11 protein-coding genes are annotated in these 11,859 nt (G+C 36.3%); 1 reads left to right on the plus strand and 10 read right to left on the minus strand.

Annotated elements, in window-relative coordinates:
* Positions 1-78 precede the first annotated feature (78 nt).
* Complete coding sequence (locus tag AXY_RS07940; RefSeq protein WP_015010284.1) at positions 79-1,785, plus strand: Rqc2 family fibronectin-binding protein; 1,707 nt, start codon at positions 79-81, stop codon at positions 1,783-1,785.
* Positions 1,786-1,947: 162 nt separating this feature from the next.
* Here the strand turns inward: AXY_RS07940 and AXY_RS07945 are convergent, their stop codons facing one another.
* From AXY_RS07945 to pyrR, 10 genes are all read right to left on the minus strand, one after another.
* Positions 1,948-2,535 (minus strand): hypothetical protein, encoded by a 588-nt coding sequence (locus AXY_RS07945; RefSeq protein ID WP_015010285.1) that lies wholly within the window; start codon positions 2,533-2,535, stop codon positions 1,948-1,950.
* A gap of 306 nt (positions 2,536-2,841) precedes the next feature.
* Positions 2,842-3,777: a hypothetical protein gene (locus AXY_RS07950; RefSeq protein ID WP_041450144.1), complete on the minus strand. Its 936-nt coding sequence runs from the start codon at positions 3,775-3,777 to the stop codon at positions 2,842-2,844.
* A 676-nt stretch (positions 3,778-4,453) separates the two neighbouring features.
* Complete coding sequence (pyrE, locus tag AXY_RS07955) at positions 4,454-5,074, minus strand: orotate phosphoribosyltransferase (protein WP_015010288.1); 621 nt, start codon at positions 5,072-5,074, stop codon at positions 4,454-4,456.
* Positions 5,071-5,775 carry an orotidine-5'-phosphate decarboxylase gene (pyrF, locus tag AXY_RS07960; RefSeq protein WP_015010289.1) on the minus strand — a complete coding sequence of 235 codons (705 nt, stop codon included), beginning with the start codon at positions 5,773-5,775 and terminating at the stop codon, positions 5,071-5,073. The genes pyrE and pyrF overlap by 4 nt, the downstream gene beginning before the upstream one ends.
* On the minus strand, positions 5,768-6,682 hold the full coding sequence (locus tag AXY_RS07965) for a dihydroorotate dehydrogenase (RefSeq protein WP_015010290.1): 915 nt from the start codon (positions 6,680-6,682) through the stop codon (positions 5,768-5,770). The genes pyrF and AXY_RS07965 overlap by 8 nt, the downstream gene beginning before the upstream one ends.
* Positions 6,682-7,449, minus strand: a complete 768-nt coding sequence (locus tag AXY_RS07970; protein ID WP_015010291.1) for a dihydroorotate dehydrogenase electron transfer subunit — start codon at positions 7,447-7,449, stop codon at positions 6,682-6,684. Before AXY_RS07970 ends, AXY_RS07965 begins: the two co-directional genes overlap by 1 nt.
* Positions 7,450-7,479: 30 nt before the next feature.
* The gene (locus tag AXY_RS07975; protein WP_015010292.1) at positions 7,480-8,766 is read right to left on the minus strand and encodes a dihydroorotase; all 1,287 of its coding nucleotides are present in this window, start codon (positions 8,764-8,766) and stop codon (positions 7,480-7,482) included.
* Positions 8,726-9,661, minus strand: a complete 936-nt coding sequence (locus AXY_RS07980) for an aspartate carbamoyltransferase catalytic subunit (RefSeq protein ID WP_015010293.1) — start codon at positions 9,659-9,661, stop codon at positions 8,726-8,728. Before AXY_RS07980 ends, AXY_RS07975 begins: the two co-directional genes overlap by 41 nt.
* Positions 9,662-9,749: 88 nt before the next feature.
* Positions 9,750-11,111 carry a solute carrier family 23 protein gene (locus AXY_RS07985; RefSeq protein ID WP_015010294.1) on the minus strand — a complete coding sequence of 454 codons (1,362 nt, stop codon included), beginning with the start codon at positions 11,109-11,111 and terminating at the stop codon, positions 9,750-9,752.
* Positions 11,112-11,254: 143 nt separating this feature from the next.
* Positions 11,255-11,809, minus strand: coding sequence for a bifunctional pyr operon transcriptional regulator/uracil phosphoribosyltransferase PyrR (gene pyrR / locus AXY_RS07990; protein ID WP_015010295.1), 555 nt, complete (start codon positions 11,807-11,809; stop codon positions 11,255-11,257).
* Between the last annotated feature and the right edge of the window lie 50 nt (positions 11,810-11,859).

Here is an 11,859-nt window from a genome sequence, read left to right on the forward strand (position 1 = left end):
CCCAATACTATACGTTCGTATGATTTTATGCATGTCCGATTCAAATCATGCTATAATATCAGAAATGAGGTGATAATCATGGCATTTGACGGTATAGTAACAAATGCAGTAACGAACGAATTAAAGCAACTACTACTCGGAGGTCGAATTCTAAAAATCTATCAACCAACAAGTACAGAATTAATCTTTCAAATTAGAAATAATCGAATAAATCATCATTTATTGTTGTCGGCACATTCTAGTTATGCTCGAATTCACTTAACAGAGACTAAACTTCAAAACCCAACACAGCCACCAATGTTTTGTATGGTTTTAAGAAAATATTTAATTGGCAATTTTATTGAAGATATTAACCAATACGAAAATGAACGAATTATTGAAATAAATTTTAGCGGAGTTAATGAAATTGGTGATCAAGAAAACAAAAAATTAATCATCGAAATCATGGGTAAGCATAGTAATATAATCTTGCTTAATGAAGATAAGGGGCATATTATCGATAGTATTAAACACATATCTCCTTATCAAAGTCGCTATCGAACAGTCTTACCTGGTCACAGCTATATTTACCCACCAAGTCAAAACAAAGAAAATCCGTTTAATTTAGATCAAGCTAAAATTGAATCGATATTAAATGAAGCTGAGGATATGTCAGCTAAGACCTTGGTTCAACACTTTATGGGGATTTCCCCTTTAATTGCTGAAGAAGTTGTTTTGCGTGCTGATGATCGTTCAATCCAAGCTATTGTTAATCAATTTATCAAGCTAATTAATAAAACTAAAAACAAAGAATTTTCACCAGTACTTTATTCAGCTAATAAAGAAGATTTTCACGTAATGGAATTAACTCAATTTAAAGGTAACAAACAGTACTTTAAACAAGTTAGTGAACTACTTGATTATTTTTACGCAGATAAAGCTGAACGAGATCGAGTTAAACAACAAGTAGGTGACTTAACTAGGCTGATTAAAAATGAGTTAGATAAAAATATTCGTAAAATAAAAAAACAAGAACAAAGTTTAAGAAAAGCTGAAAGAGCTGATTTTTACCAAAAACAAGGCGAATTATTAACAGCTCATTTGCATTTAGTGAAAAAAGGTGATCATCAAGTTACTGTCGTTGATTATTATGATCCAAATCAGGCTGAAATAATCATTGAACTCAATCCTAATAAAACACCAAGTGAAAATGCACAGAACTTTTTTAAAACATATCAAAAATTAAAGACATCTAAGAGTAAGTTAGCGAAAGAAATTCAAAGAGCTAAGCTAGAAATCGATTATTTTGAACGATTACTGCAACAACTAGAGACTGCACGACTTGATGATATTGAAGAAATCAGAGCTGAGCTACGTGAGGAAGGTTATTTAAAAGAGAAGCGAAAAGCCAACAAGCAAAAGCAGAAAGCAACTAAACCTAGTCCAGAAAAATTTGTTGCGACAGATGGAACTACAATTTATGTTGGCCGTAATAATAAGCAAAATGATTATTTAACAACAAAAATGGCACACGCAAAGGATATCTGGCTCCACGCTAAGGATATTCCTGGATCACACGTTCTCATTCGTTCTCATTCACCAAGTGAAGCGACTTTACTGGAGGCTGCACAACTAGCTGCACTGTTTTCAAAAGCGAGTGCATCGTCAAGTGTACCTGTTGATTATACCGAAGTCCGTCATGTCCGAAAACCAAATGGCGCAAAGCCTGGTTATGTGATTTATGATCAGCAGAAGACTTTATTTGTTACACCAGATCGAAAGATAATTGATCTGTTGAAACAATAAATCCATTACTGAAAAAACAAAGCCTAAAGCAGATATTATCCGCTTCAGGCTTTTTTTATCACATTTTGAAGTGAGTATAAATTTGAAATGTGCCAATTACAACAATTATGCAGCTACCTGTTGATGCTTAGAAAGTTATTATTCAAATATTGCAAGTAAGTATTATTTCTTTCCTTTATAGCGATAAAAGAGAGATGTTGCTGCCACACCAATTAAAATACCCACACTCACAGATAAAACAACATGAGATATATTAATCTGACTATTGCTATCATTTTCAGTTGTTTTTTCTGAATGTGCTATTAAAAAATCATTGTAAAATTCACTTTTTTCTTCACTTATTGCATTAACCTTTCCATTGGAAAGTTCAACCATACCATTTGGACCATCAACTGGTACTAGGAACTCAACTTCTTCACTACTTTCTAAAAATAAGAGAAATTCTCCACCTTCACTTTGAAATCCCTCGGCCCAACCTGAATCATTTTGGTCTATTCCCACTATAATTGTTTGATCAGAAATATCTCCTCTGTAAACATTATTAACATTGAATTCATAACCAATAAATGAAGATTCACCGAGCTTTGGCTCACCTGTAAAATCGTATTTACCTGTAACAATTACTTCCGCTCTATCTAATACTTCTTGTGGCTCTAATTCAACCCAACTTCTAGCGGAAACTGTCTTACTTGTTATCATGATTGATAACAAGAAGATAGAAAATAAAATGATATAGCATAATTTTCTCATTGAGGTACCTCCTCTCTATTTTATTGATTTGACATAATAAGTTTGTTAAAGAAAAAACCTATCTACTCAGTTAAAGAAAGCAGTGATAATATAGTGTATTTAATAAATTTTACCGTAGAATTATTTACATAATTATTCATTAGTTTCCCATAAATAATTAAATTATTAACTTCAATAAGCAAAGCAAGATAGCAAACTGTAAATTTAGCATTTCTTTAATATGCACATGAAAAATATTTACCAAGCCTATAATAAACATGTTAGTAAATTCAATTAAATTAACTAAAATGCAGATTTAATAGTTTGTTATTTTGTGATATTTAGTTGTTTTGCTACCTCATCAAATGCTGCATCCTTTTCACTAATGACACTACCTTCTCTTGACGTCAAATCAAAAGAGCCTTCAACAAGTTGGTAAAAAACGAGGTATTTTTCACCCTCTTTAACATCACCTGGTAAATACAAGTATGTGTCTTTTTCAAGTTTGAAAGTAACATCATCATTTATATTTACTTGGTTTAAAATGTTTGCCTCTAATGCGTTAAAATATCGATGTTCTTCAATGATATCATCAACGCGTAAATATACGACAAAATCTGATTGCTCCAATAAAACATCAATTGTTGGATTCTCTACTGCAATATTTATTCTCTTTTCTAACGTTGGTTCACGAAGCGGGTGTGGTGCATCAATAAATTCAGATTGAACGATTGCTTTTTTAAGTTTTGAAAGGTCCAGATTGCTTTCTAAATTGCGATTGCTGTGTAAGACTTTATTATCTTCTATAATAAATAAATTAGGCTCCCCTACTAAGGCATGAATTGGAGCAGGAAAAAGCTTATTATCAGATTTTGATAAAAACATTAAATAGTGCTGTCCTTCCCTCAGATCCCCACTAAAAGTATAAACATTTATATACGTATCTGAATTTCCTTTTAATTGATCGACTACTTCCACAACGACCTCATCAGTCCCACTATTATAAGATGAAATATCTACTACATGACCGGTGATGATCACATCGGAATAGAGGACATAATCATCGATAGTTTTAAACTCTACAGATGTCTGTGCATGACCTGACCCATGGCTATGATCAGTTACAGACTCTGACGATTCCACCTCCGACGATTCTTCTTGTTCAATCATTCCGGCTATATCTACGACATATGGCACGAATATAACAATTAATGCGATAAGACTTATACTGGCCAAAACAATAAACCTTTTTTTATGCATCATAGCTAAACCTCCCTGATTTAATATGAATAAATCTGACTTAAGTGACGTCCGTCTCTAGTCGAAATTGTGGTTTTTGTAGATCGAGCACTATACATGATGTCTGATGCATTACCAGAATGGCCAAACCATGCCAAGGCGTGCCCTAGCTCATGCGTCATCGTATTACGATATAAATTAACATCAATTTTACCTTCGTATACGATTCCAACTTTATATCCGTTTATGCGGTAAGATTGATATCTTTGTGAAATTGGAGAAGACCAATAACCTAACTCTCCTAAATGTGAAGCACTGACGGAGTATTGATGACTAAAAAGAACAAAAGTACAATAAAGCTTTGAAATCTTTGTTAAATGTTGTCCTTTGTCTAATTAAAATGAACTTATTAAAATTCAAGTTGAGAGAGGAGGGGGAAATTTGATGAATTATTTTATTAAAGATGTAAATTTAATTCTCCCGTAAAAATTAAACCAAATGGACAAATACTATAATTCTGTTATGTTTATCGTAGTATTTTTTATTCTGCCTCTCAAAATCTTACTATACTCTTATACTAACAAAACAGCATATTTAAACAACGGTGAAAATAATCTAATTTTGTCGAATTTGCAATACCGATATTTTTAAACAAAAAAACACCTTCATATATTTAGTGAAGGTGTTCATACAACTCTATTTAACCTAATTCCGCTCGCCACTCAAGTAAGCTTCTTGCTTCTTGCTCGGTAATTTCATTTCTTTTAATCAATAGCTCTGCAAGTTGGTCAAAGTTAGCCAATGTATAATACGGAACGCCCGCTTCTCTAAATGCATAGCTTGCTTTTTCCAAACCGTAGCTAAAGATTGCTAAAACTGCTGAAACAACCCCTCCAGCTTCTTCAACGGCTTTCACAACTGAAAGTACCGATCCACCTGTTGAAATCAAGTCTTCAATAATGACGACCGAGTCTCCTGGCTTGATCACGCCTTCTATTTGATTACCTTGTCCATGTTCTTTCGCTTTACCACGCACGTAGACAGTTGGTTTATTTAAACGATCCGCAAGTAATGTTGCATGTGGAATCCCTGCCGTTGCACAGCCTGCGACAACGTCAACTGTTAACTCTTTCTCCGCAATCACTTCAGTAAACCCTTCAGCAATTTGATTGCGCAAGTCAGGATATGAAATGGTCAAGCGATTATCACAATAAATCGGTGATTTAATCCCTGATGTCCAAGTAAATGAGCGGTCTGGTTTAATTTGAATCGCGTTAATTTCAATTAATCCGGATAAAATTTGTTCTGCTTGCTGACTCATGCTTCCCACTCCTCTTTGGCTAATTTATAAGCTTGTTTCGGATCATCTGCTAAAGTAATGCTTCGACCAATCACAAGTGCATCAGCACCTAATTCCTTAGCTAATTTTGGTGTCGCTACTCGTTTTTGGTCATCTGAACCGTGACTTAATAAACGAATCCCTGGTGTGACTGCTAAAAATTCTTCGCCACAAATCTGTTTTAATGCTCTGACTTCATGAGCGGAACAAACGACACCATCCGCCCCATTTATTTGTGACAGCTTTGCCAAATGAACGACTGTATCCTCAATTGAATGATTGATTTTTAATTCCGATTGAAGCGTCTCTTCATGCATCGAGGTCAATAAAGTGACGGCTAACAAATCTGGCGCTTTAGCTCCGTCTGATCCATCAAGTAAACCTTCTTTAGCAGCTCGGATCATTTCACCACCACCAAGTCCATGGACGTTTGTTAGAGCAATATCGAGCTTCGCAATATTTTTCATTGCCTTATAAATTGTTGTTGGAATATCGTGAAGCTTAATATCTAAGAAAATCTCATGGCCTCGATCGCGTAATCGTTTAACAACATCTGGACCCTCTCGGTAAAAAAGCTCCATTCCTACTTTTACAGCCTCATTATTAAAATTATGTAAATCTAGAAAGCGCTCTGTTTCTTGCCAATCATTAAAATCTAATGCTATATATATCGGTTTATTCACTTGGGTGCCCCTTTCCAATCGCTTCTTCAACTGATGTAAAACCATATTTCGCTAAACAAGCTGGTAGTTGTTCAATCAGTTCCGGACAGATCATCGGATTTTGAAAATTTGCTGTTCCAACCTGAACAGCACTTGCTCCAGCTAATAAAAATTCTAATACATCCTCAACCGTCATAATACCACCAACACCGATAATCGGAATTTTAACAGCTTGATACACTTGATAGACCATCCGAATTGCGACTGGTTTAATTGCAGGACCAGTTAAGCCACCGACTTTATTAGCAAGCAGTGGACGACGGTTTTGCAGATCTATTTGCATTCCTGTTAGTGAATTAATCATTGTTAAACCATCAGCTCCAGCTTGTTCAACAGCCTGAGCGATCTCAACTACATTTGTTACATTGGGTGTTAATTTCACATAAACAGGTACTTGACTCACTTGTTTTACTTTCCGTGTAACTTCAGCGGCAACATCAGCATTGGTCCCAAATTGAAGGCCACCTTCTTTCACATTCGGACAGGAAATATTTAATTCAATTGCTGAAATCGCATCTGTTCGGCGAAATGCTTTTGCGACTTGCTCATACTCTTCAACCGTACTACCAGCCACATTTGCAATAACCGGAACATCATAATCTTTCAAATATGGCAGCTCCTGATCAATAATTGTTTCAACACCTGGATTTTGTAATCCGATGGCATTTAACATACCTGAATAGGTTTCAGCAACGCGAGGTGTAGGATTACCTAATCGTTCATTTAGAGTTGCGGCTTTAATCACCACAGCACCTAGTAAACTTAAATCATAGAACTGACTATATTCTTTACCAAAGCTAAAACATCCCGATGCTGGCATAATTGGATTTTTTAAGTTTAATCCAGGTAATTTGACTGATAAGTCCATTAGATCATCACCTCATTTGCTTGAAATACCGGTCCATCCGTGCAAATTTTCTTCTGTGCTTTACCATCTTCCGTTTTAACCACACAAGCATAGCAGGCTCCAATTCCACATCCCATACGTTCTTCTAAGGAAATATAGCCCGGGAAATAATGTAAATAATTTTTGACAGCCTTTAACATCGGGGCTGGTCCGCAGCTGAAATAATAATCGAAATTTAAGTCTTCTTGTTTTAAAATATCCGTAACATAACCTTGAGTCCCAAAACTACCATCATTTGTAGTCACAAATACCTCTCCAAGTTCCGAAAATTTATCGAGGTAAAAAATTTCTTCCTTCGTTTGAAAGCCTATAATCGTTGTGACCTTGACACCTCTTGCAACGAGTGATTTGGCTAAATAATAAAGTGGTGGGACTCCGACTCCGCCACCAACTAACAGTGCATGGTTATAATTAATCGTATCAATTGGATAACCATTCCCACATGGAATAATTAGATCAATTAAATCATTCGCTTTTAACTGTGTCAGCTGTTCTGTCCCTCTACCAAACACTTTAAAAATTACCGATAATTTATTTAGCTTTAAATCGACATCTGCAACCGATATAGGGCGTCTAAGCATAAATTCTGAACCTTGATGAACACGTATATGGATAAATTGACCTGGTTTAATTTTCTCTAAATGGTCTTTTTCTAGCCTCATATCTATTTGATATGTCGCTTTTGCTATTTTTTCAATTGATAAAATTGGCACGCTCAACTGTTTCATCGAACTCTTCCCTTCTAACAAATTTTAAATTTAAGGGGCTAATATTTGTTGATAGACTATTTTTCCGCCGACCATCGTTAATACTGGTTTTCCACTAACCTTCCAACCACCAAATGGTGTATTCTTTCCTTTGGACACAAATGCTTCTGGATTAATAGTCCAATTCTGATCTAAGTCTAGTAAGACTAGATCTGCATCAGCTCCAATAGAGATCCTACCTTTATTTAACTGAAAAACTTCGGCAGGCTTCGTGCTTAACCATTTGATTAATTGCTCTAATGTGCATTTTCCTTTAAGGACTAAATGCGTGTATAGTAACGCAAAAGCTGTCTCTAAACCGACGATACCAAATGGAGCTAATTCAATTGGTTTTGCCTTTGCTTCTACCGTGTGAGGTGCATGATCAGTTGCAATAAAATCAATTGTGCCATCCAATAAACCGTTCCATAATGCTTCCTGATCAGCGATTGACCTTAAAGGTGGATTCATTTTAAAGTTCGTATCTTTTGTCTTAATATCTGTTTCATTTAATAATAGATGATGTGGTGACACCTCTGCCGTTACTTTTATTCCTGCTCGCTTCGCATCACGAATGACACGAACAGATTCCTTTGTGCTCACGTGACAGACGTGGTAGTGACAACCCGTTGCCTCTGCAAGCAAGACATCGCGTGCGATTTGAGTCGATTCAGCAACAGAAGGAATTCCATTGACTCCTAGTCTCTGACTCACCTCTCCTTGATGAACACAGCCGTTGTTAATTAATGAATTATCCTCACAATGCGCAACAATTGCTTTATTTAGTCGTTGTGCTTTTGTCATGGCTGCCAACATATCCTGGGCTGTTTGAATTCCAACACCATCATCAGTAAAGGCAAACACGCCATGATCTACTAGACTCGCAAAATTAACGAGCTCTCTACCCTTTAACTCTTTTGTAATCGAACCATATGGCAAAACATTCACGATAGCATCTTGGGCAATCTTCTCTTTAAGTGCAATGACATGATCCTTATGATCAGGGACTGGGTTCGTATTTGGCATTGCACAAATGGTTGTATAACCACCTCTTGCCGCTGCTTTTGTCCCCGTCCGAATGGTTTCTTGCTTTTCTCCACCTGGTTCACGCAAATGAACATGAACATCGATAAAACCAGGAGCAATAAATTGACCATTTGCGTCAATTACTTGATCATTTTCTTCTATCATTAACTCTTCTGAAATTGCAACAATTTTTCCATCTTCAATTCTGATATCTATTGTGTCTGAATTATATTCAGTTAACCCGTGCGTAGATTGCTTGATAATTATCCCCATAATGGTGCGCCTCCCAATTCAGCAGATGATCTAATACAGCCATTCTTGCATAGACACCGTATTCCATTTGTTTAAATATTCTTGAACGATCACATTCAACAAGTTCATCAGCAATTTCAATGTTTCGATTAACCGGAGCAGGATGCATTATGATCGCTTGCTTTTTCATTCTTTTCTCACGTTCAATAGTTAAACCGTACTTATCCAAGTAGTTTTCTTTAACGTCAGTGCTAGAATCCTGATGACGTTCTGTTTGAATTCTGAGTAGCATGACAACATCTGCTGTCTCAATTGCAGCATCTAAATCTACATAAGGAAAATCTAAGCTCTGATCCTGCCATTCTGGTTTTGCTGCGAACGATACATTTGCACCTAATGTACGCAGTGCATAAGCATTTGATCGAGCTACCCGACTGTGAACGATATCCCCAACAATGAGTACATTTAAATCTTTAAAACTACGAAACTCCTTATACATTGTGTAAAGATCTAATAATGACTGAGTTGGATGCTCCCCTGCACCATCACCAGCATTAATAACTGGTATATCTAACTGTTCGGCTAGCTCTTGTACAGCATTCTCTTTTGGGTGACGAATAACAATTGCCTCTGCTCCAATTGCAGCGATCGTCTTCGCCGTGTCATAAACAGATTCGCCTTTTACAGCACTTGAGAAATCCACTTGAAAATCGATTACTTCAAAGCCAAGCCTTTTCTCTGCAACTTCAAAGCTTAATTTTGTTCTCGTGCTTGGTTCATAAAATAAATTTGACACAAATCGTTTCTTCGCAGTTGATTGATTATTCTCTTTACTATTTGCAAACCAATCTGTTCTTTTAATTAAATGGAAAATTTCCGCTTGAGTCATTGTTTTCATAGAGACAAAGTTATTCATTTTTTTAATTCACCTCGTTATAATTTTTACTTATTGCTAGTTTTTTTTATAAAAAAGACTAGCTTGATTAATAGCTAGTCTGTTTATATTATTTTGAATCTACATCTGATTCGAACATATCACCTTTACCACGACCTACTTCTTTGCCTGGTAACACAAGATTTAAGACAACACCAACAATTGCAGCTAAAGCCATTCCAGCAATCTCAATATTTACTTCACCGATTGAGAACTTAACCATTGCACCACCGATACCAATGACTAAAATAACTGAAGAGATGATTAAGTTACGGTTTTCTGCAAAGTTGATTTGATTATCGATTAACATTCTTAATCCACTTGAAGCGATAATTCCGAATAACAGAATCGAAACCCCACCCATTACAGGCTCTGGTATTGACATAATAACCTCAGAGACTATGCCAATAAAACCAAATATAATCGCTAGTACTGCAGCACCTGCAATGACAAATACACTAAAGATTCTCGTAATCGCTAGAACACCAATATTTTCACCGTAAGTAGTATTAGGTGGTCCACCTAAGAATGAAGCAATCATCGTTGCAACACCATCACCTAGAATTGATCGGTGTAAACCAGGATCTTTGATAAAGTTACGACCTACAACGTTTGAAACAACCATTTGATCACCAATATGCTCAGCAATCGTAACTAATGCAACAGGGACCATTAAAGCAAGTAAGCTCCAATTAAATACCTCAAATGGTGAATAGTGAACAAACGGAATGACAAACTTTGGTGCGACAAAGATGGCACTAAAGAATTCACCAATTGAACCAGCTGAGACAATCTGATTCCAGCTCTCAACGATACCTGAGTAATCAACTACTCCTACAATAAGTGCATAAATATAGCCAACTACTATCCCGACTAAAATAGGAATAACACTTAAGAATCCTTTAAAGAACAATGAACCAAGAATCGCTACGACTAATGTTACCATCGCCACTGAGAAATGTAGACCACTATAATTTCCGTCAACATTCATCGCCATATTAATTGCAGTTGGTGCTAAACCTAAACCAATAACGACAATTACTGGACCAACAACGATCGGTGGTAATACTTTCATTAACCAGTCCGTACCAAAGCCCATAATTAAAATAGCAAGTACGCCGTAAACTAATCCAGCAAAGAAACTACCAACCATCGCACCGGGAACACCTGAATCTCCAATGGCAGTAACTAACGGTGCGATAAAAGCAAAGCTAGAACCCAAGTAAACAGGTATTTTACCTTTAGTAATTAATAAGTAAGCTAGCGTTCCTGTACCACTCGAGATTAATGCAACCGCTGGTGGTAAATCAGTTAAAAATGGGACAAGTACAGTGGCACCAAACATTGCAAATAAGTGCTGTAAGCTTAACATAAACCACTGTGATTTTTTCGGAACGTCCCTTACGTCCATAACCATATCTAATCTTTTCATTTTTTTCTTCCTCTCAGTCATTTTCTCAAATAAAAAAGTCTCTTTGCACGGTTGCAAAGAGACCCATATTTGTATGCAGATAAGCACACAAATATCCCCCCGTACAACCTTGCAAGCCTCTCTGGACTTGTTTTAAAGGTTATTTAAGTATGTGTAATTCTTTGAAAAATACTCACTAAATCTTTTGAATCTGTTTCCTCTAGCTGAACTGTTATAATCTCTGATTGAGCAGTAGGAATGTTTTTGCCAATATAATCAGCTCGAATTGGTAACTCTCTATGACCACGGTCAATTAATACTGCTAACTGAATTTGAGCTGGACGGCCAAAATCCACTAAAGCATCCATTGCAGCACGAACTGTTCGACCTGTATAAAGGACATCATCAACAAGAACGACTTTCTTTCTATTGATATCCAGCTTGAAAGCAGTTGTATGGACAGTTGGCTCAGCTTGATCACTCACATGTGATAAGTCATCACGATATAGCGTAATATCTATCTCCCCTATTGGTACATCAACACCTTCAATCTGTTTTATTTTTCTTTGAAGGCGTTCTGCTAAAGGTATACCGCGTGTCTTGATACCTACTAATACGACATCATCAACACCCTTATGATATTCTAAAATCTCATGTGCAATTCTTGTTAAAGCACGATTGACTGCTGGTTGATCAAGTACGACGGCTTTTTCCTTCATCACTCACACCCCCTATGATTAACTATTGACGAACTCGTAAGTATCGTCAA

The sequence above is a fragment of the Amphibacillus xylanus NBRC 15112 genome (genome assembly GCF_000307165.1).
Lineage (GTDB): Bacteria > Bacillota > Bacilli > Bacillales > Amphibacillaceae > Amphibacillus > Amphibacillus xylanus.

What these genes read in the sequence shown, in the direction of transcription:
- pyrE (WP_015010288.1), bottom strand. Translation starts at nt 5,074, where the DNA reads ATGAGTCAGCAAGCAGAACAAATTTTATCCGGATTAATTGAAATTAAC.
- pyrR (WP_015010295.1), bottom strand. Translation starts at nt 11,809, where the DNA reads ATGAAGGAAAAAGCCGTCGTACTTGATCAACCAGCAGTCAATCGTGCT.
- AXY_RS07945 (WP_015010285.1), bottom strand. Translation starts at nt 2,535, where the DNA reads ATGAGAAAATTATGCTATATCATTTTATTTTCTATCTTCTTGTTATCA.
- AXY_RS07975 (WP_015010292.1), bottom strand. Translation starts at nt 8,766, where the DNA reads ATGGGGATAATTATCAAGCAATCTACGCACGGGTTAACTGAATATAAT.
- AXY_RS07980 (WP_015010293.1), bottom strand. Translation starts at nt 9,661, where the DNA reads ATGAATAACTTTGTCTCTATGAAAACAATGACTCAAGCGGAAATTTTC.
- AXY_RS07970 (WP_015010291.1), bottom strand. Translation starts at nt 7,449, where the DNA reads ATGAAACAGTTGAGCGTGCCAATTTTATCAATTGAAAAAATAGCAAAA.
- AXY_RS07985 (WP_015010294.1), bottom strand. Translation starts at nt 11,111, where the DNA reads ATGAAAAGATTAGATATGGTTATGGACGTAAGGGACGTTCCGAAAAAA.
- AXY_RS07965 (WP_015010290.1), bottom strand. Translation starts at nt 6,682, where the DNA reads ATGGACTTATCAGTCAAATTACCTGGATTAAACTTAAAAAATCCAATT.
- AXY_RS07940 (WP_015010284.1), top strand. Translation starts at nt 79, where the DNA reads ATGGCATTTGACGGTATAGTAACAAATGCAGTAACGAACGAATTAAAG.
- AXY_RS07950 (WP_041450144.1), bottom strand. Translation starts at nt 3,777, where the DNA reads ATGATGCATAAAAAAAGGTTTATTGTTTTGGCCAGTATAAGTCTTATC.